We start from the raw sequence: 20,616 nt of genomic DNA, 5'->3' as shown, positions 1-20,616 counted from the left end.
CCGTTACACTGGCGCCCATGAGCGTCTTTGTCTCCGCAGCTGAACTCAACGAGCGTGTCCAGACCGGCCAGAAGCAGACCGTAATCGCCGCGTTGTGGGACGCGCAGGAAGGCAAGGCCTGGTCGAAGTTCCAGTCCGAGCATGTGCCGACGGCGCTGTTTTGCAACCCGTCGTCGCAGCTGGCGAGCATGCCGGGTCGGCAGGTGGGGCGTAACCCCTTGCCGTCGCTGGATGTCGTCGCTAAGGCGGTGGCGAATTGGGGGATCGAGGACGGCAAGCCGGTCTACATCTACGACGGCGGCTCGGGTCTGTTCGCGGCGCGCGCTTGGTGGGTGCTGCGTTGGGCGGGCGTGGACAATGTGCACATTGTCGACGGCGGGTACGCCGCATGGCACCGCGGTGGCTTCAAAACGATCGCCGGACCCGGCGGCATCGTCGTCCCGCGCGAGCCGGAGGCGTTGAACGCAAACTCGCTGCCGACGGCCACGATGGAAGACGTGCGCGCGTTTAACGGCAGCCTCCTGGACACGCGCGATCAGCGCCGCTTCGACGGCCGCCGGGAGATCCTAGACCTGCGTGCGGGTCACATCCCGGGTGCGGTGAACCTACCGGTGAGCATGCTTTTCGACGACACCACCCGCACCGTCAAAGACACCGACCACATCCGCGCGACTCTGGCGGAGCACGGCATCACACAGAACACGAACCCGGCGGATGTCATCGTCTACTCCGGTTCCGGCAACCACTCGGCGCTGCTGCTCGCCGCGATGGAACACGCCGGCCTGCCGGTGCTCACGCACTACGTGGGCGGCTGGTCGCAGTGGAGTGCGAACCGGGATAACCGGGTGGCCGCGAACGTTTAGTGTCGGCGGGCGCGGTAACATCGTCGCCGATGGTTGCTCTCCTTTTAGTCCTCGCGTTTGCGGCGCTGGCCGCCGGTGTGGCGCTGTTTATCGCCGATGCCCGCCAGCGCAGCCCGCGCCGGGCGTGGGCACGCGAGCACGGGTTCACGTTTGCCAAGGTGGATGACCTGTTGGCGGGGGAGTGGACGCGTGGCGCGGCTTCACGGGGTGCGACGGCGCGCGAGGTTGTCTCCGGATCGGCGTATGGCCACGATGTGCACCTCGCTGACCTCGGTGGGGTGACGGTGCTCGCGGTGCCGACGGGCCGGGAGGCCGACGTCGTGGTCGATATGCGCCGCAACGGGTTCGCGCCCGCGCAGCGCGATGACGACCTGCTCGAGGTAGCCGGTGAAGGTGGGTTCACCGTGCACGCCACGAGTGCCGGTCCCGCGCGCAGGCTTATCGACGAACGCGTGCGCACCGCCCTTGCCACCCTGCCGAAATCCGTGTCCGCCGTGTGGTTCGAAGGCGCGTGGGTGATCGGCGAGTTCGCACCCGATGCCGCCGCCGAGGACTGGGACGCGGCACTCGCACCGCTCGCATTGCTTGCCGACGCCGCACGCACTCTGCCCCCACGCGAGGCGGCGCCACTGCAGGTGGTGGATGTTGTGGGTGAGGGGGTTGTCGAGAAGCGAAGTGCCCGACCCGACGACCCGGTGGAGCTGCCGACCCGCACCACTGGCGGGGAGCGCGGCGAGGTGGAGGAGCGCGATCTTGGCGACGACGACGTGACCGCCATCGCCGGCGACGCCCACAACGTCACGGACTTGACGCGGGTGCGGCGGGTGCAGGGGCCGTCGTCGATATTTGATTCGGAGGAGAAATGATGAAGGAACAACTCGCTGAACTGGTCAAAGAACTTGCCGTGGTGCACGGGAAGGTGACGCTGTCCTCCGGCAAGGAGGCCGACTACTACGTGGATTTGCGTCGCGCGACGCTGCACCACGAGGCGAGCCCGCTGATCGGCAAGCTGCTGCGCGAACTGACCGACGATCTGGAGTTCGACGCCGTCGGCGGCCTGACCCTGGGTGCGGACCCGGTGGCCACCGCCGTGATGCACGCCGAGGGGCGCCCGATCGACGCGTTCGTGGTGCGCAAGGAGGCGAAGAAGCACGGTATGCAGCGCCGCATCGAAGGCCCGTCGATCAAGGGCAAGCGCGTGCTGGTCGTGGAGGACACCACCACGACCGGCAACTCGCCGCTGACTGCTGTGGAGGCGTGCCGCGAAGAGGGCGCCGAGGTAGTCGCCGTTGCCACCGTGGTGGACCGCGCGACCGGTGCGGACCAGGTGCTTCGCGACGCCGGCCTGGAGTACCGCTACCTCCTCGGCCTGGAGGACCTCGGGCTTGCCTGAGTTGGAACCTGCGAAGGGCCCGACCGAGTGGATGGAGGGCCGCCACGGCGTCGGCCCCTGGGAAGGCGCGTGGCCCGACGACCCGCGCCTCGACCCGGAGTACCTGGAACACGGCGACACGCGAAACGTTGTCGACGAGTACCGCTACTGGTCGCTCGACGCCGTGGTGGCGGACCTGGACACGCGCCGGCACCCGTTTCATGTGGCGATCGAGAACTTTGAAAACGATATGAACATCGGCACCGTCGTGCGCACCGCCAACGCCTTTTTGGCCAAGGAGGTGCACATCGTCGGCCGCAAGCGCTGGAACCGGCGCGGCGCGATGGTTACGGACCGCTACCAGCACATCCGCCACCACGAGTCGATGGCGGACCTGATCGCGTGGGCGGAGGACAACGGTCTTGCGGTCGTCGCCATCGACAACACCCCCGGATCCGTGCCCCTGGAAACCGCCGAGCTGCCGCGCGACTGCGTCCTGCTGTTCGGGCAGGAAGGGCCCGGCGTGACCGAGGCCGCGCAGCAGGCGGCGGTGATGACCTGCTCGATCGCGCAGTTCGGCTCGACCCGTTCGATCAACGCGGGCGTGGCCGCCGGTATCGCGATGCACGCTTGGATCCGCCAGCACGCGGACCTGTCGCAGGCTTGGTAAATCCCAGTAAAACCCAGCGAAACCCGGTGAAACACATCCGGGTGCTCTGGCAATATAAGTAGGAAGCAACAACACAAAAGGAGACATCCGTGCCGGAAACCTGGGCGCACCGAGCCGACTTGGCTGAATCGGCGATCACTGAACGTCACGCCCAGAAACTCTGGTGGATGCCGAAGACGAACATGGCCGTGGTCACTTGGCCGCCGGGGTTGAAGGACAAGATCTTCTGGCACTGGCACTACTGGTGGCAGGCGCAGTACCTCGACTGCCAGGTGGATGCCACGGCGCGGCGGGCGACGAAGACGCGTCGTCGCCGCATCGCCAACACCCTGCGTACGGTGCAGCGTCGCAACCGGGGCAGACTCACGCGCAACCAGTACTTCGACGACAAGGCGTGGCTCGCGCTCGCCTGGGATCGTGCCAGCCAGCTGCCGCGCGAGAACGGCAAAACCACTGTGAAACGTCCGCGGGCGCTGCAGGATCTGGAGTTCGACTTGCTCGCCGGCATCGACCCGGTCGTTGGGGTGCTGCCGTGGCGCGCCGGCGAGACGTTTTACAACATCCCGTCGAACGCCACCGCCGCCATGGTCTTCGCCCGCACCGGACGCCTGGACAAGGCGCGCGAGATTGTGGACTGGATCTTCGACTCCCTCGTGCGCGAGGACGGCCTGCTTTCCGATGGCATCCGCATGCGCATGTCCGGCCCCGAAGTGGTGGACAAGGTCTACACCTACAACCAGGGCACCGTGCTCGGCGCGAGCCTGGAGATCGCCCTAGCGCTTCGCGGCGACGTCGGCCTCGCCCACGACGAACCCATCGATTCCTTCGAGTACTCCGAGCGCGCCGACGCGTCGATGTTCTACATCACCCACATTCGCGCCATCGTCCAGGCGATCGCGCTGGACATGGCCACCCCGCAGGGCGTGCTGCTCAGCCCGCCGGAGGAGTCGCTCGAGGGCGACGGCGGCCTGTTCAAGGGCATCCTCGCGCGCTACCTCGCCGAGGTTGCGGTGCGTCTGCCGGAGGATTCCAAGGAGAACATCGCCACCCGCAAGATCGCGGCGCGCCTGGTCATGCAGTCCGCTGAGTCGTTGTGGTCGCACCGCCTCGAGGTCGACGGCCTGCCCGTGTTCGCCGCCGAGTGGACGCAGGATGCAAAGTTGCCGCATAACTACGGGTTGGGGCCGTCGTCGATAAGCGAGGCCGTGGGGCTTGTGCGTATCGACGAGCGCGACCTTTCCGTCCAACTTTCCGGCTGGATGCTGCTCGAAGCTGCCGCGAAGGTGGCTGCAGCACACGCGTAAAAGGGGCATACTGGGAGGCGTAACTGATCCCGTTAGCAGGAGGATTTCCATGCCCATCGCAACCCCCGAGGTTTACAACCAGATGCTGGACACCGCCAAGAAGGGCGGTTTCGCGTTCCCGGCGATCAACTGCACCTCGTCGGAGACCATCAACGCGGCCATCAAGGGTTTTGCGGAGGCCGAGTCCGACGGCATCATCCAGTTCTCCACTGGCGGCGCCGAGTTCGGTTCCGGCCTGGGGGTGAAGAACAAGGTGGCGGGCGCGAAGGCGCTGGCAGCGTTCGCGCACGAGGTCGCGGCGCACTACGACGTCAACATCGCGCTGCACACCGACCACTGCCAGAAGGAAGTCCTGGACGACTACGTCCGCCCGCTGATCGCGATTTCCCAGGAGCGCGTGGACCGCGGCGAGCTGCCGCTGTTCCAGTCCCACATGTGGGACGGCTCGGCAGTCCCGATCGACGAAAACCTGGAGATCGCGCAGGAGCTGCTGGCCAAGGCCCACGCGGCGAACATCATCCTCGAGGTGGAGATCGGCGTCGTCGGCGGTGAAGAGGACGGCGTCGAGGCGAAGGCCGGCGCGAACCTGTACACCAACGAGGCTGACTTTGAAAAGACCGTCGACGCCCTGGGCACCGGCGAGAACGGCCGCTACATGCTGGCTGCGACCTTTGGCAACGTCCACGGCGTGTACAAGCCGGGCAACGTGAAGCTGCGCCCGGAGGTGCTGGACATGGGCCAGAAGGTCGCCTCCCGCAAGCTGGGCCTCGATGAGGGCGCCCAGCCGTTCGACTTCGTCTTCCACGGCGGCTCCGGCTCCGAGAAGGAGAAGATCGAAGAGGCGCTGCGCTACGGCGTGATCAAGATGAACGTGGACACCGACACCCAGTACGCGTTCACCCGCCCGGTCGCGGCCCACATGTTCTCCAACTACGACGGCGTGCTCAAGATCGACGGTGAAGTGGGCAACAAGAAGACCTACGATCCGCGTTCCTACCTGAAGAAGGCTGAGGCCGCGATGACCGAGCGCGTCATCGAGTCCTGCCAGGATCTGCACTCCGTGGGCAAGACCGTGTCCAAGTAGACCCCGGCTGCCAATAGGTGAGGCGCAGGCTGTTTTCGGCCTGCGCCTTTTTGTTTTTGCATCCGCCCGACGGTTTGGTGTGCCGTTTACACTGTTGAACCATGGCGAAGCAGAGGATGAGCACGCGCGAGCGGCTCCAGTTGGTAGACAAGTCGCTCCTGTCGCGTTTGAAACGTGTGCGCAAGCGCCTGCTGCCGATCCTGCAGATCGGCCTCGCTGCCGGGTTTGCGTACTTCTTAGCCCGCGACGTCGCCGGACACCCGCGGCCGTTCTTCGCGCCGATCAGTGTGGTCATCATCATTGGGATGTCCGGCGGCGACCGCGTGTCCAAGTCGGTGGACATGGCGCTGGGCTGTGTGCTCGGCGTGCTGGTGGGCGATCTCATCTTCTACAGGCTTGGCGACGGCGGCTGGCAGATCGCGGTCATCGTCGCCGGATCACTGCTTATCGCCTCGTTCTTCTCCAGTTCGATCCTGGTGAACAACCAGGCCGCCATCGGTGCCATTCTGATTGCGACGATCATGCCGCCGGGGGCGGAGGTCACGGGCATTGACCGCACCGTCGACGCCGTCATCGGCTGTCTGGTGGCGATGGCGACGATTGCGTTGATTCCGCAGGCGCCGATGTCGTCGGCACGCGCGGAGGTGTCCAAGGTGATGGGCATTGTCAGTTCGGTACTCGACGACGTGGCCACCGGTATCCAGAATAAGGACCCGCAGGTGATTCATGAGGCGTTGGACATGATCCGCGGTACGCAGACGGGTATCGACGACCTCGCGGCCGCCATCAAGTCTGGTGAGGAAGCCAGCCGCGTCTCGCCTTTTCTGTGGGGTACGCGCCGCTACATCAACTCCCTGGCGCGTGTGATTCCGCCGGTGGATAACGCGGTGCGCACCTCGCGTGTGCTGGCCCGGCGTGCGCAGGTGTTGGTAGAGGACGACGACGAAGCGACGCAGACGCAGGTGGAGATCCTCGACCAGCTCTCGCACGTGTGCCTGGAACTGTCCGAGGTGTACGACGTGAACTCGCGTGTGGCGCAGGCGAAGGTGATTCCGGACTGCGTCAACGAGTTGCGCATGGCCGCGCAGCGCGCCGGTATGGACATCGTTCCGGAAAACGCGGTGCTCTCGGCGTATGCGATCTTGGCGCAGACGCGCTCGTTGATTGTGGATCTGCTGATGGTGTGCGGCATGTCGCGTGAATCGGCGCTGGCGGCGCTGGTGCCCACATCCACGACGCCGAAGTACGAGCCGGAAACATTCGACTTCGAGTAACTGCCGCGCACCGCTTGCGGGCATAGCAAAAGGCCCCGGCCGGAGCCGGGGCCTGAAGCCTTATGAAGCGTTAGCGCTTACTTGTTGTCGCGGACATCGCCCTCGACAACACCGTCGGTCTCGAAGCGCTCCTTGCGGACCTCCTCGGAAACACGCTCGGAGTCCTGGACGGTGTCCTTCTCCAGGGAAACCTTCTCCACCGGGACGGAGTCCTTGGAGACGTTGACGCGGTCCTCGTGCAGGGTGACGGATGCTTCCTGCTCGCCGATGTTGCCGTCGTAGTTAGCGCGGTCAGCGTCGGTGATCGGCTCGCGGACAACGCGGACCTCTTCGCGCTCAACCGGGACGTCGACGGTCTCGGTCTCGTTCACGACGTACTTGCGCAGGCGAACCTGGCCGGACTCAACGCGGTCCTTGGAGACGTTGAGCTGCTCCTCGGAACGGATGATCTCGCCCTCGTTGTCAACCTGACGGTCGCGGTCTGCAATCTCAGCGCGGTCGGTCTCGACCTCGCGCTCACCAGCGGCGTAGCCAGCACCTGCAGCGGCACCAGCGCCAGCAGCGTAGCCAGCGTTCTGGTCGGTCTCGTAGGTGGTCACGTCCTGGGTGTTCTCCAGGCCGTAGTGGCGGTAGAACGCCTCCTGGTCCTCGGTGGTGAGGTGGCCGTTCTCGTCCAGATCCGGAGCGTCCTCGATGCGGTCCTTCGGGAATGCGAGGTGCAGCTCGCCGTCGCGCAGGGTGTGGCCGCGCAGCGGGACGATGGAGTCGCCACCACCGAAGAGGCCGTGGTTTACGGAAACGAAGTCCGGCTGGCCGGTGGTGTCGTTGACGTAAACGTCCTTGACGCCGCCGACCTTGTCGCCGTTGGAGTCGTAAGCGGTCGCGTTTGCGAGGTCCTCGATGCGGTTGAAGTCAGCCATGATTCTCCTTAAAGATTCGGGCAAGTAAGTTTTGTTCGGTTCCGCATTAGGTTGAGCGTTTCGCTCGGTCGTTGCGGGAACAAATCCGAATGTAACCACGGCCACCCCGTCCCGCTTGAACGCACGTCCAAATATAAGAGGCTGAACGTATGTTCGAGGGACAAACCCGCCAGCTTCAGGTAGCCCCTCGATTAGGCCTATGACGTGCCGTAACGTAAGTCACGTCATCCAAAGGGGGAGTTGCGAATACGAACGCGAGGTTTCGTCAAGGTAACGGTCACGTACCGAAGGGGCATAGAAAACCCTGATGTGAGATAAATCACACAACGATTCTAAGAGCCCCGGACGGCCTGAATGTCGCGCAAATGGCGGTAAAAGGTGACGCGGTTGACGGGGCGGGGGCGCAGGTGGTCGTCGATACGCACCGCGATCTCGTTGCCGCCCGACTGCAGGGCGCGGCCGGTCAGCGCGCGTGTGCCGTCGAGCCGCGGTGTGCGGCGGAAGATGCGTCGCTTATCGACGACCGGCGTCACGTACGGCACCGCCGCAATCCCCGGCGCATCCACCGTGGGGACCAGGCGCGCGCCGTATTCCTTCTCGGGGGAGACGAGTACGTCGGAATCGACCACGACCTCGCCGATGTAGCGTCCCCCGCCGTCGCCGGTGAACAGTTCGGCGGAACCGGCAGCCACCTCGCCGAAGTCGGTGCGGATGCACGGGATCGGGCGCACCGGGCCGGATACGGCAAGGTCGACCGAGCCCGCGCCCCACAACACCGCGGCGGGGGATTGGGGATCCACCGGCAAGTAGGCGACCTCGGCCCACATCGTGTCGGCTCGCATCAGGCGGGTAAGTACCAGGCCCAACGCGCGGTCGGAGCCGGAAACGATAATGCGGAGCGGCTCGGACGGGCGCTGCGGAGCGAAGTTCGGCGCGCCGAGGTGGGCGACTGCGGGGTTGCGCTGGATTTCGTCAAGTGACGGTGTTGGATCCTCTGGCAACACCTCGCGGGCGATCCGATCGAGGAATTTCAGGTCCTTCTGTGTGGGCAGCTCGGGGAGGGTGAACTGCTCGGCGGTGAGGGAGTCGTCGATAAGCGAGGCGCCGCATGCGCAGTGGATGAGCCGCATGGCGCTCACGCTACAATATGCGCGTTGAAACGCCATATATAAGGAGTGCGTGATGTCCGCCATCATTATCGTCGGCGCCCAGTGGGGCGACGAAGGCAAAGGCAAAGCAACCGACATCCTCGGCGGCAAAGTCGACTACGTGGTCAAACCCAACGGCGGCAACAATGCCGGGCACACCGTGGTCGTCGGTGGGGAGAAGTACGAGCTGAAGCTGCTGCCCGCCGGAGTCCTATCCGAAAACGCCACCCCGATCCTGGGCAACGGTGTGGTGATCAACCTCGAGGCGCTTTTCGACGAAATCGACGGCCTCGAAGCCCGCGGTGCCAACGCTTCTCGCCTGCGAGTGTCCGCCAACGCGCACTTGGTCGCGCCCTACCACCAACAGCTGGACCGCGTGCAGGAGCGCTTCCTGGGCAAGCGTGCGATCGGCACGACCGGCCGCGGCATCGGCCCGACCTACGCCGACAAGGTCGCGCGCGTGGGCCTGCGCGTGCAGGACGTTTTCGACGAATCCATCCTGCGCCAGAAGATCGAGTCCGCCCTCGACGTGAAAAACCAGATGCTGGTGAAGATGTACAACCGGCGCGCCATCTCCGTCGAAGAGACCATGGACTACTTCGGCCGTTACGGCGAGCGTCTCGCGCCGATGGTGATCGACGCGGAGCGCGTGCTTAACGACGCCCTCGATGCCGGCAAGCACGTCCTCATGGAGGGCGGCCAGGCCACGATGTTGGATGTCGACCACGGCACCTACCCGTTCGTGACCTCGTCGAACCCCACCGCCGGTGGCGCCTGCGTGGGCGCGGGCATCGGTCCGACGCGGATTACTGCGTCGCTGGGCATCATCAAGGCGTACACCACCCGCGTGGGCGCGGGCCCATTCCCGACGGAGCTGTTCGACAAGTGGGGCGAGTTCCTCCAGGTCACCGGCGGAGAGGTCGGTGTGAACACCGGCCGCAAGCGCCGCACCGGCTGGTACGACAGTGTGATCGCCCGCTATGCCTCCCGCGTCAACGGCTTCACGGACCTGTTCCTGACCAAACTCGACGTGCTCACCGGCATCGGCGAAATCCCGATCTGCGTGGCCTACGACGTGGACGGCAAGCGTTTCGACGAAATGCCGCTCACCCAAACCGACTTCCACCACGCAACGCCCATCTACGAGACGATGCCGGCGTGGGACGAGGACATCACCGAATGTCGCACGTTCGAGGAGCTACCGGAGAAGGCCCGCGACTACGTGTTGCGCCTCGAGGAGCTGTCCGGCGCGCCGATCTCATACATCGGTGTTGGCCCCGGCCGCGACCAGACGATCGTGCGCAACGACGTGATGGAGCGGTAGCTCACCAGGCGGACACGGATTGGGAGTTCGAGGCTGGCCATGATGGCGTCGTCAAGGCAACTGCTCCCACCTCCGACGAGGCGAAGCAGGCCGTCAAGGACGCGCTCCCGGAGATCGACACCAGCGGCCCCGGTAATCAAATGGTTACCGGGGCCGCTGTTTTGGATTGTGTGAATTTTTAGGTGAATGACGGTGCGACTCCAACTACGCTTGTCCGCGAACATTCAGCCAAGTCACAGCAGTGAATAATCTTGATTCGCGGTGTGCTCGGCAAATTCCCCAAACATCCCAAGGAAGCCACATGGCCACAAGCAGTGACAGAAACGAGCACCGCAAACGGAAGGGCGTAAGCGTCGCTGCGGCGGCTTTGTCCATCGCGCTGGTCGCACCACTTGTACAACCCACAGTGACGCACCGATTCACTCTGGCCGCCGAATCGGACAATTCGGTAGTTGCGTCGGAAACCGGTTCGGTGTCGGGTTCTGTTGATCCGGATGCCGTTGACAGGGTTGAGTTGGTTGACCCGGAGACGCAGGAGCGTCGTGAGGTGCCGATGGATGAATCCGGCAACCTGGACCTGACTGATGTTCCGACGGGTGATTACACGGTTGAGGTCACGCCGCGAGATGGTTACACCGCGCCTGCTTATCAGACAGTGACGGTGGAGAAGGATCAGAATACGCAGCTGATGGATGTTACGCCGACGCGTGATGCTGGATCGGTGTCTGGTTGGGTTGATCCGGGTGCGGTTGACTGGGTTGAGTTGGTTGACACCGCAACCGGTGAGCGTCGTGAGGTGTCTGTTGATGACAACGGCAACCTGAATCTGGGTGTGGTTCCCACGGGTGACTACACGGTTGTTGTTACTCCGGCGGATGGCTACACCGCGCCTGCGGATCACACGGTGACGGTGGAGAAGGACAACAACACCGAGCTGGAGAATGTTGCACCGACGCGTGATACAGGTTCGGTGTCTGGTTCGGTTGATCCGGAGGCTGTCGGCACGGTTGAGTTGGTTGATCCGGAGACGGGTGAGCGTCTTGAGGTGCCGATGGATGAAAGCGGCAACCTGAACCTGGATCAGGTCCCGACGAGTGATTACACCGTTGAGGTCACGCCGAAGGATGGCTACACCGCGACTGCTAATCAGACGGTGACGGTGAAGAAGAACCAGAACACGCAGCTGATGGATGTGTCGCCGAACCCGTCGACGGTGTCGGGCAAGATTGATGGTTTACCGGAGGGCAAGTCTGTCACGGTGACTATTGGTGGTCAGTCGGCGACGGTTGATGCCAATGGTGAGTACACGATTGAGAATGTGCCGGCGGGTGAGCAGACGGTTGAGGTTTCGGACCTACCGGGGTATTCGATTGCTTACCCGGGCACGGTGACTGTCAGCCCGGAGGGCACGCCGTCGGTTGATGTGACGGTGACCCCGGTTCCGGTGCCGGTGTCGGACAAGATTGAGATTTTGCCGGGGCCGATCTCGAAGCCCACCACGGAGGAAAAGACGCCAGCAACCGGCTCGATCGTAGGCAAGGTCATTGACGACAAGGGCAACCCGCTGCCGAGCACGGACGGGGCCGGTAACCGGACTCCGTCGAAGGTGACTGTCACCGACGGCGAGGGCAATCAGGTTGGCGAGCCTGTTGAGACCGACGAGAACGGTGAGTTCACGATTCCGGAGCTCCCGGACGGCGAGTACGTCGTATCTGTGAAGACCCCGGAGGACCACAACGATCCGAAGCCGCAGGTTGTCGTGGTGACGGATGGTCAGCCGACGGAGGTCCCGCCGTTTGTCTCGGCAGGCCCCCGCAATACCGAGTTCGAGCCGGTGTACCCGGTGACATACGTCCGAGTGGGCGAGGCTGCAACGTCGGTAACTCCGAACTTCACGCGATTGATCAACGGGCGTGAGTTTTACCGGCAACCGCTGCGCACTGCGGGCGTGGCAAAGTTTGAGATTGCAGACGAGCGCGCGTCGCTAAAGGACAACGGGCGAGTCGTGTTCGCCGCGCCGCAAGGTGCGAAGCCCGGGGACCGCTTCAGCGTTCCGGTGACGGTGACGTACGAAGACGGCACCACCGACCGGACGGAGGCAGAGTTCGAGGCGATTCAGGGCGACCTGGCTGACGCATATGACCCGAAGTACGAGGTCGGGCGCACCGCTGCACCGGGTGAGCAGGTTCTCGTTGAGCAGGTCGGTGATCCACATCTGCCGGAGGGCACAACCTTCGCGTTGGACCGGGCCAACTCCTCGCTGAACGGATGGGGGATTCGCGTTGACCGTGAAACCGGCTTGATTACGGCGACTGCTCCCTCCTCGGGTGAGAACGGCGCCGAGGTGGCGGTTGTGGTGTCCTACTCGGACGGTTCGCACGAAACCATCAAGGCGTTCGTTGACCCGCAGGTGGGCAACTCGATGGCAGCAACTACTCCGGTGAGCGATGCTGTGGTGCAACTCCCGGTGGGCGTCGCGTTGGATGTGAAGGCGATTGCGGACCTGCCGGACGGCACCACTTTTGCGTTGGACGAGTTCTCCAATGAGGACTGGACGGTGCTTATCGACGACACCACGGGCGAAATCACCGTCGTCACCAACAAGAACGTGAAGCCGACGGATCGGGTCGTGGTGCCGGTGCGCGTCACGTTCCCGGATGGTTCCCAGAAGATAGTGCGTGTCACCTTGGAAGCAACCGAGTCTCAGGCGGATGCGTTCAAACCGGAGTACCGGCCGATCCGGGTCACACAAGGCGCGTCTGCCGTAGCGCGGTTGATCGAGCCTGTGGGTGCGTCCTACTCGCTAGCGGGTGAAGTTGCAGGTCTGAGGACGGTCATCGACCCGACGACCGGTGCGATCACCGTGCATGCGGACACCGGTGCAACCCCGGGTACGACGAAAATTCCGGTGGATGCACGGTTTGCGGATGGGTCGTTGAAACGCATCCAGGCTCAGGTGGAGGTTGTCGGCGTTGGCGCGTCGGATGCGTCGCAGTGCGAGGGCGCGTCGAGCGGCTCGAGCGGTTCCAGCATGTCGAGCACCTCGAGTTGTGGCTCCTCCGGTTCGAGTGCGCAGGGCACGACTGTCCTCGCAGTTGTTCTTGGCCTGCTGGCCGCGATCGGTGGCGTCGGCTGGGCGCTGTACATCAATCAAGATGCGGTGCGTGGTGCGCTGCGTGAATTCGGAATCAACATTTAAAGGGATGGAATTGTGACGTTGAAAAAGACTGCGCTCGCGGCGTTGATGGTTGGTGCCGTGGTGGCGGCTGAAACTGTCACTCCGGCTGACGCGGACATTGTGAAAATTGATGCGGGATACCGCGTTGACCAGGATGCTTCGAACGGTGCCTTCGATGGTGTTGTGGTGAGCTTAGGTCGACAGACCGACCTTCACTTTGCCCACCCATACTCGGTGCCGGGAAAAATGACGATTAGCGCGCTTACCGATGTTTGGGTGGGAGGCAGCCCGGTTGACTGGGACAAGAACACCACGACGACTCGGGAGCAGGTTGGCGGCGCAAATGTAGTCACGCACGTGACAAAGAGCGGCGATGCCACCATCACGCGCACGTTCACTATCGACGGGGCCTCCACTGAAGTGGAAACGGTCGTCGAAGGCAACCCGGGTACATGGGTGAAGGTGTCTTCAACTTCGTGGATCAATAATTTGGTGACTGGTTATACAGCCACCTACGACCAGCAGAAAAACTCTTTTCATCTCACTCCGGTGGACCCCGGTCACGAAGTCGATGTCACCTTCGGTCAAGGCACCCGGACGAGCGCTGTTGCTGGCAGCACGCAGTCGATAGGGGAGACCCTCTCCTCTGACCGCAATGGGGTCGTAGGTGAGTTCGCGGGCGTGCAGAACGGTAGTTGGCGGGAAAGCCTCGATAGCACTGGCCGGCTGGAGACCAGTGTCCGTTTCGACGTGACCACCCCGCAGGATGCCGCTGATAGCGATGGCGACGGGCTTCCTGACATTTGGGAAGAAGAGGGTTTCACACTCACTGACGGCACGGTGATGGATTTGCCGCGGTGGGGTGCTGATCCGCAGCGGCCGGATGTTTTCTTGCAGCTGAACTGGATGCCATCGGAGTTTGAGGCCCGCGGGTGCACTAGCCGGGAGCGGTTCGAAGCCTCAGCATCAGGGGCTCTGAAGTTCGAAGAATGTGACGGTGCGAACAAGGAGTTCTACCGCCCGAATTCTGACATGCTGAAGGATTTGGAAGAACTCTTCGATCAGCACGGGATCAATCTCCACATTGATGCGGGCGCGTTGTACGCGTCTCGGATCGATTTGGAGGATCGCCACGGCGGGCCCAACGAGGATGTTTTGCCGTACAGCAAGTTCGCATTTTCGAACGACCCCAACGAGTACGCCGGCCAGTTGCAGCAGTGGCGCGAGGACCTCCTGGGCGAGCGTGGCGCGGTGTGGAACGTCGGTGTACTTGGTGACCGGATCTCGGCTCATCCGCGTTTCATAGACTCCTCGGGAATCGGGCTGAAAGGTGAGAGCTTCTTCGCCGCTAAGGGTGCAGGCTTAGACAACGCCGAGCTCAACGGCACGATTCTCCACGAGTTTGGTCACGTGCTTGGGCTCAGTCACGATGGTGCGGAGACCCCGGAACGACAGGCATATAAACAGTTGATGGAGACTTACCCGGAGGGAATGCAGGAGCGTAACCGCATCCCCGAATATAGGTCGGCGATGAACTACCTGTACCAGTTCTCCAAGCTCAACCTGTCGGAACAACCCACAACTGCAGGTAAGTACGAGCGCACTTCGAACCGCTTCTTATATGAACGCTGCCCGGAGTGGGTCAAGAAAAATGAGAATTGCTTCGTAGGCAAGTCCAACATCCCCGCAGACTGGGACAACCTCGTATTTCGCTCCAACTACATCGGCAGAGCCGAGGGCATCGTAGGGTTGCCGGACGCGGAGGAGCGTGTTGTCCGGGAGGATATGTCGGTGTATGAGCTGGCGCTTGCTGCCTCTGAGTCCCACAACAAGGAGGCAGGGCTCACGCTTAACGACGAAGCCGGCAACTCCATCGTTGTCGGCCGCGACGACAACGAAATTAATGTTCGCGTGCAGAACAAGGGGTTCGACGCGCACACGTTCACAGTGACTGCGCACTGGGGCAATGGTCAGGAAGTGAGCCGCGAAATCCCCCTGCCCGGAATGCCGGACAAGAAGAACCACATTAGGGACCTCGCGCTTCCGCTGCAGAACCTGGATGGTGTCACCGGGCCGAACACCCCGATTGAGCTGGTCGTAACCAACCAATCGAACGAACGCGTCTTCGCTGAGACCTACGAGATTCCGGTGGCCGACTACACCCAGGCAGAGGCGAAGAAGGTACTCGCAGAACTACCCGCGGCGAATGCCGATCAGGACCGGAAGAACCACGTGGAGGAGCGGTTGCGTCCGGTAGCGGCGCCGAACGCATCGGCTTCGCAGAACTCGGCCGCGGCGACGAAGGTGACTCCGCGCCCGAAGCCCGCTCCGGCTCCGGTGACTGAGACACGCGGTCCGGTGCAGGAGAAGCCGGCGGAGAAGGGGTCGTCGGTAAGCGACGGCGCGATTGCGGGCATCGTCCTTGCGATCGCTGGGGCCATGGCTGCGCTCTTCGGCTGGTGGTACAACAACGGTGGTGAGCTCAAGCTGCCGTTCTAAGTCAGCCCCCTCCTTGTAACGCACGGGCCGTGTGTGACGATTTCCTTTCGAATCCAGTTCACTGTTTTCGAAAGGAAGCCTGCATGTTTAAGAACAACGTCGCTCGCAAGGGCACCCTCGTCGCAGCTGCGCTGTCAGCAGCCCTCGTCGCACCGTCGCTCGCGCCGGTCGCGTCCGCGCAGACTGATGACGTGAACCTGTCCTCGAGCGACGGAACCGACAAGGCCGCCGATAGAGACACCGACGCGAAGGAAATCAACTTCAAGCGCGACATCACCATCAAGCGTGGCGAGTCCACCAGCTTCGATCTGGGCACCATCGCCAACCTTCCGTTGGGCACGTTGTTCGAGCTCAACGCTGGCGGCGAGATCGCCCAGCTGGACGGCTCCAAGCTGAGCCTTACCGCGCCGAAGTCCGGCAGCACCAAGGTGCAGATCAAGGCGAACCCGAAGGTCGGCCCCTCGCTGAACATTGACCTCAACGTCTCCGCTGGCGACACCACCGCGGTCGAGGAGAGCACCGAAGATACCGAGACCACTGCCGGTATCGCGGACCTGTTTGACCGTCTATCCTCCTCCGAGACCGAGGGCACCGGCTCCTCCCTGGCTGACTCCGGTTTCGCCACCGAGGGCACGCTGTCTTCTGAGAACGGCACCGGCTCCTCCATCGAGGGCACAGGTTCCTCGGCTGAGGGACAGGGCACTCTGACTGGTTCCTCGCAGGAGTCCGGCCTGCCGGGCAAGTGCGAGGTTGCCCTGCTCGGCCTTGGTGTGCCGCTGCTGGCGCTGATCCCGGTTGCGCTGGTATCCCAGCTGGCGATCAGCGGCGCGTCGCAGCTCGGCGACCAGCTCGGTGCGCAGATCCGTCAGGCCAACTCCGCGATCCAGTCGCAGGTTGGCCTGCTCAACCCGCAGGTTGCTTCCCAGGTTGAGGCCGCGAATGCCGCGCTGAAGCGGTTCGGCCTGACCGCAGGCTCCGCCGCACTTGCAGTCGCTGGCGCTGGCGTCGGCCTGACCCTGCTGGCTGGTGTGCTCGCAGCATGCCTGGGCAACGGTTCTTCCTCCTCGTCCGCCCCGGCTGACCGTGGCTCTTCCTGGAACGCCAACGTGAGCAAGAAGGAGACCGAGGCACCGAAGGCAGCGGCCACCAACTAATTCCGCCTCGCCGGATAGGGGTGAACCCATAACTATGGGATAATCGGTGCCCATGACCGTTCCGCATAATGCAGAGCAGATGGGCACCGGCCCGAACAGCCCGCTGGAGCCGCGTCGCACGCTGGTCCTGGGCACTTCGCCGATGGCGCGTGAGCTGGCACAGGCGTACCAACGTCTGGGCAACGAGATCCAAACAGGGACCGTGTCTCAGGCGAGGGAATTCCGCCCCCAGCTGATCGCCACCACGGGCGATTCTCCGGACGCGTTGGCCGAGGTTGCGGCGGTGGCGGAGGAGACCGGGGCGGAGGTGGCGCCGTCGGTAAGCGCGTGCCACCACACCGCGGACCGCCTCGCAGTACGTAAGCAGGCGAGCGAGGAACTGGGGCTTCCGACGCTGGATTATGAGTTCGCGTCCACGCCGCAGGAGATGCAGGACGCCATCGAGCGCATTGGGTATCCGTGTGTGGTCAAGGCGCCGACGTCGAACGACGGCGAGGGCTTTAGTTTCGTGCGCTCGAGCGGGGATCTTGCGGTCGCCTGGTCGAACGCCGACCGTGGCGTCGGCCAGGGTGCAGTGGTGGAGCGGTTTATCGATTTCGATTTCGAGTGCACCATCCTCGCCGCCCGTTCCATCGACCCGGAGACGGGCCAGTTGGCCACATGGTTCTGCGAGCCGATTGGCACTCACCACCGCGAGGGTCGCCTGGTTGAGGCGTGGCAGCCCGCGCCGCTTCCGCAAGGTGCGATGGACAACGCCCGTTCCATCGCCGCGCGCATCACCGGCGCGCTGGCCAGTTGCGGCGTGTTTTCCATCGAGTTGTTCGTCTCCGGCGACGACGTCTACTTCTCCCAGGTCACCCCGCGCCCGAGCCGCGACGGCCTGGTCACCCTGGCCACGCAGCGCGTCAATCAGTTCGATCTGCAGGCGCGTGCGACGCAGAAATTGCCGATCGATTCCACGCTCGTCAGCCCGGGCGCGGTGCGTTTCCTTCCGGGCGTCCGCCCCTCGCTCGAGGCAATCGCCGTCGCCATGGCCGTCGAGGAGACCACGGTGCGTTTGCTTAACGACGACACCCTGATCTTCTCCACCGCTGACTCCGCCGCTGAAGCGCGCGTGCGCACCGACAATGCGGCCCGTGCAATGAAGAAAGCCCAGGAAAACGCCATAGAGGGATAGGTCACACCATATTGTGTATCGCCGTGTCGAGTGCACCGGTAAACTAGGCGATGTTTGCCAACAACGAAAGGTGAAGCTTATGACCCAGTCCCTGCTCGTAACCCTTGCGAACCGCACCTTTGACGGTGTGGATTTGCAGCAGCTCGCCAGCCGGCTGAACCTGGATCTGGTGCGCGCCGAAGGCGACGATGTCGCCGAGGTGTTCAACTCCGGCGCCCTGTCCGGTGAGGCCGTGCTCATCCAGGGCATTGGCGACTACAACTTCGACGCCGAACTTGCCGCGGCACTTGGTGTGCCGGTGCTCCTGGTTGCCGGCGACGAGAAGACGGCTGCGCTCGCGCAGCGCCGGATTGAGCAGCTTGGGGCGGTCGTGGTGTCGTCGATTAGCGAAAGCGACATCGCCACCTTCGAACCGGCCACAACTGACGCCAAGCAGGTCATGAGCCCGGTCGTGTTTGAAAACCAGCTCACCGAGCAGGCCAAGGCCGCCGGCTCCCACATCGTGCTGCCGGAGGGTGAGGACGATCGCATCCTGCAGGCCGCCGACCAGGTGCTGCGCAACGGCATTGCCCAGATCACGATTCTTGGCGACGTCGACGATATGCAGCGCCGCGCCAGCGAGCAGGGCCTGGACCTGTCCAAGGCCAACCTGGTCAACCACCTCGAATCTGAACACCTCGAGGACTTCGCGGCCGAGTTCGCGGAGCTGCGCAAGAAGAAGGGCATCACCCTCGACGAGGCGCGCGAGACCATGCAGGACGTCTCCTACTTCGCCACGATGATGGTGCACAAGGGGCTTGCCGACGGCATGGTGTCCGGCGCAGCCCACACCACGGCCCACACGATCAAGCCGTCCTTCCAGATCATCAAGACTGCCCCGGGCGCGTCCGTGGTGTCCTCGATCTTCCTCATGGTCATGCAGGACCGCCTCTGGGCGTTCGGCGACTGCGCCGTGAACCCGAACCCGACCGCCGAGCAGATCGGTGAGATCGCCGCCGTGTCCGCCAAGACCGCAGCCCAGTTCGGCATCGACCCGAAGGTCGCCGTACTGTCCTACTCCACCGGCTCCTCCGGCGCCGGCCCGGACGTCGAGCGCGCCGTCGAGGCCACCGCGAAGGCCAAGGAGCTCGCGCCGGACGTCGCCATCGACGGCCCGCTGCAGTTCGATGCCGCCTGCGACCCAGGCGTCGGCGCGAAGAAGGCCCCGGATTCCCCGGTGGCTGGCCAGGCAAACGTGTTCATCTTCCCTGACCTCGAGGCCGGCAACGCGGGCTACAAGATCGCGCAGCGCACCGCCGGTGCCCTCGCCGTCGGCCCGGTGCTCCAGGGTCTGAACAAGCCTGTCAACGACCTGTCCCGCGGCGCGACCGTGCCGGACATCGTCAACACCGTCGCCATCACCGCAATCCAGGCAGGAGCGAAGTAAATGTCCTACGCACTCGTTATTAACTCGGGCTCGTCCTCGATCAAGTTCCAGATTGTCGACCCGGCTGCCGACGCATCCGACGACCCGTTCGTCTCCGGCCTGGTCGAGCAGATCGGCGAGCCGCAGGGCCGCATCACCGTCAAGTACAACGGCGACAAGTTCATCGTGCAGAAGCCGGTGCCGACCCACGGCGTGGGCCTGCAGGAGACCTTCAAGATCCTCGATGCCAAGGGTATCGGCCCGACCCAGCTCGACATCGTCGCAGCCGGCCACCGCGTGGTCCACGGCGGCATGGTCTTCTCTCAACCGGAGCTGATTAACGACCAGGTCGTCGAGATGATCCGCGACCTTATCCCGCTGGCTCCGCTACACAACCCGGCCAACATCGACGGCATAGAGGTCGCCCGCGCGCTGCTGCCGAACATCCCGCACGTCGCGGTGTTTGATACCGGCTTCTTCCGCGATCTGCCGCCGGCTGCCGCGCTGTACGCTATCAACGCCGATGTCGCGGAGAAGAACCTGATCCGCCGCTACGGTTTCCACGGCACCTCGCACGAGTTCGTCTCCTCCCAGGTTGCGGAGATGATCGGCCGCGATCCGATGCACACCCGTCAGATCGTGCTCCACCTGGGCAACGGTGCCTCCGCCTCCGCAGTGGCCAACGGCAAACCGATCGATACCTCGATGGGCCTGACTCCGCTCGCCGGCCTGGTCATGGGTACCCGTTCGGGCGACATCGACCCGGGCATCATCTTCCACCTGGTGCGCCAGGGTGGCATGTCCATCGACGAGATCGACAACCTGCTCAACCGCCAGTCCGGTGTGAAGGGCCTGTCCGGTGTCAACGACTTCCGCGAGTTGCGCACCATGATTGACAACGAAAACACCGACGCCTGGCTGGCGTACAACGTCTACATCAACCAGCTGCGCCGCTTCATCGGTTCCTACATGATCGAGCTGGGCCGCGTCGACGCCATCACCTTCACCGCGGGTGTTGGCGAGAACGACAAGGACGTTCGCCTCGACGCCCTAGATAACCTCGAGATGTACGGCATCAAGGTCGACCCGGAGAAGAACGACCTGCCGAACGACGGCCCGCGCGTGATCTCCACCGACGACTCCAAGGTCAAAGTGCTTGTAATCCCGACCAACGAGGAACTGGCGATCGCTCAGAAGGCGGCCGCTGTGGCTGCACAAGTGTCCTAATTTTTTGCTGAGACACC

The 20,616-nt window shown here is 63.7% G+C and carries 16 protein-coding genes; 14 read left to right on the top strand and 2 right to left on the bottom strand.

Annotated features, from left to right (window positions below; all coding sequences use genetic code 11):
• Positions 1-17 precede the first annotated feature (17 nt).
• From IAU68_RS10270 to IAU68_RS10240, 7 genes are all read left to right on the top strand, one after another.
• Positions 18-863 (top strand): sulfurtransferase, encoded by an 846-nt coding sequence (locus tag IAU68_RS10270; RefSeq protein WP_171193790.1) that lies wholly within the window; start codon positions 18-20, stop codon positions 861-863.
• A gap of 29 nt (positions 864-892) precedes the next feature.
• A complete protein-coding gene (locus tag IAU68_RS10265) occupies positions 893-1,729 on the top strand; it encodes a type III secretion system chaperone family protein (RefSeq protein WP_171193789.1) in 837 nt (278 codons plus the stop codon).
• Positions 1,729-2,256, top strand: coding sequence for an orotate phosphoribosyltransferase (gene pyrE / locus IAU68_RS10260; RefSeq protein ID WP_231699026.1), 528 nt, complete (start codon positions 1,729-1,731; stop codon positions 2,254-2,256). The genes IAU68_RS10265 and pyrE overlap by 1 nt, the downstream gene beginning before the upstream one ends.
• A gap of 31 nt (positions 2,257-2,287) precedes the next feature.
• The gene (locus IAU68_RS10255) at positions 2,288-2,905 is read left to right on the top strand and encodes a TrmH family RNA methyltransferase (protein WP_171193908.1); all 618 of its coding nucleotides are present in this window, start codon (positions 2,288-2,290) and stop codon (positions 2,903-2,905) included.
• Between the two features lie 89 nt (positions 2,906-2,994).
• The gene (locus tag IAU68_RS10250; protein ID WP_171193787.1) at positions 2,995-4,209 is read left to right on the top strand and encodes a glycoside hydrolase family 76 protein; all 1,215 of its coding nucleotides are present in this window, start codon (positions 2,995-2,997) and stop codon (positions 4,207-4,209) included.
• Between the two features lie 49 nt (positions 4,210-4,258).
• Positions 4,259-5,293: a class II fructose-bisphosphate aldolase gene (gene fbaA, locus IAU68_RS10245; protein WP_171193786.1), complete on the top strand. Its 1,035-nt coding sequence runs from the start codon at positions 4,259-4,261 to the stop codon at positions 5,291-5,293.
• Positions 5,294-5,394: 101 nt separating this feature from the next.
• Positions 5,395-6,567, top strand: coding sequence for an FUSC family protein (locus IAU68_RS10240; protein WP_171193785.1), 1,173 nt, complete (start codon positions 5,395-5,397; stop codon positions 6,565-6,567).
• A gap of 77 nt (positions 6,568-6,644) precedes the next feature.
• Here the strand turns inward: IAU68_RS10240 and IAU68_RS10235 are convergent, their stop codons facing one another.
• Both IAU68_RS10235 and IAU68_RS10230 read right to left on the bottom strand, forming a co-directional pair.
• Entirely contained in the window at positions 6,645-7,487 is an 843-nt protein-coding gene (locus IAU68_RS10235) for a PRC and DUF2382 domain-containing protein (RefSeq protein ID WP_171193784.1), read from the bottom strand.
• A gap of 332 nt (positions 7,488-7,819) precedes the next feature.
• Positions 7,820-8,617, bottom strand: a complete 798-nt coding sequence (locus IAU68_RS10230) for a hypothetical protein (protein ID WP_171193783.1) — start codon at positions 8,615-8,617, stop codon at positions 7,820-7,822.
• A gap of 52 nt (positions 8,618-8,669) precedes the next feature.
• On the opposite strand from IAU68_RS10230, the gene IAU68_RS10225 reads away from it, so the two are divergent.
• The 7 genes from IAU68_RS10225 to IAU68_RS10195 all read left to right on the top strand — a co-directional run bounded on the left by IAU68_RS10225 (position 8,670) and on the right by IAU68_RS10195 (position 20,599).
• The gene (locus tag IAU68_RS10225; RefSeq protein WP_171193782.1) at positions 8,670-9,959 is read left to right on the top strand and encodes an adenylosuccinate synthase; all 1,290 of its coding nucleotides are present in this window, start codon (positions 8,670-8,672) and stop codon (positions 9,957-9,959) included.
• Between the two features lie 301 nt (positions 9,960-10,260).
• On the top strand, positions 10,261-13,158 hold the full coding sequence (locus tag IAU68_RS10220) for a Rib/alpha-like domain-containing protein (RefSeq protein ID WP_171193781.1): 2,898 nt from the start codon (positions 10,261-10,263) through the stop codon (positions 13,156-13,158).
• A gap of 12 nt (positions 13,159-13,170) precedes the next feature.
• A complete protein-coding gene (locus IAU68_RS10215; RefSeq protein WP_171193780.1) occupies positions 13,171-15,636 on the top strand; it encodes a hypothetical protein in 2,466 nt (821 codons plus the stop codon).
• 83 nt (positions 15,637-15,719) lie between these two features.
• A complete protein-coding gene (locus IAU68_RS10210; RefSeq protein ID WP_171193779.1) occupies positions 15,720-16,790 on the top strand; it encodes a hypothetical protein in 1,071 nt (356 codons plus the stop codon).
• A 52-nt stretch (positions 16,791-16,842) separates the two neighbouring features.
• On the top strand, positions 16,843-17,967 hold the full coding sequence (locus IAU68_RS10205; RefSeq protein ID WP_231699025.1) for an ATP-grasp domain-containing protein: 1,125 nt from the start codon (positions 16,843-16,845) through the stop codon (positions 17,965-17,967).
• 79 nt (positions 17,968-18,046) lie between these two features.
• The gene (gene pta, locus IAU68_RS10200) at positions 18,047-19,393 is read left to right on the top strand and encodes a phosphate acetyltransferase (protein WP_171193778.1); all 1,347 of its coding nucleotides are present in this window, start codon (positions 18,047-18,049) and stop codon (positions 19,391-19,393) included.
• A complete protein-coding gene (locus tag IAU68_RS10195; protein ID WP_171193777.1) occupies positions 19,394-20,599 on the top strand; it encodes an acetate kinase in 1,206 nt (401 codons plus the stop codon).
• Positions 20,600-20,616 lie beyond the last annotated feature (17 nt).

Origin of the sequence: Corynebacterium lujinxingii (assembly GCF_014490555.1) — a bacterium.
GTDB classification, from domain to species: domain Bacteria; phylum Actinomycetota; class Actinomycetes; order Mycobacteriales; family Mycobacteriaceae; genus Corynebacterium; species Corynebacterium lujinxingii.
The sequence above is the reverse complement of the archived record's forward strand: the minus strand, read 5'-3'. Positions and strand labels throughout refer to the sequence as shown.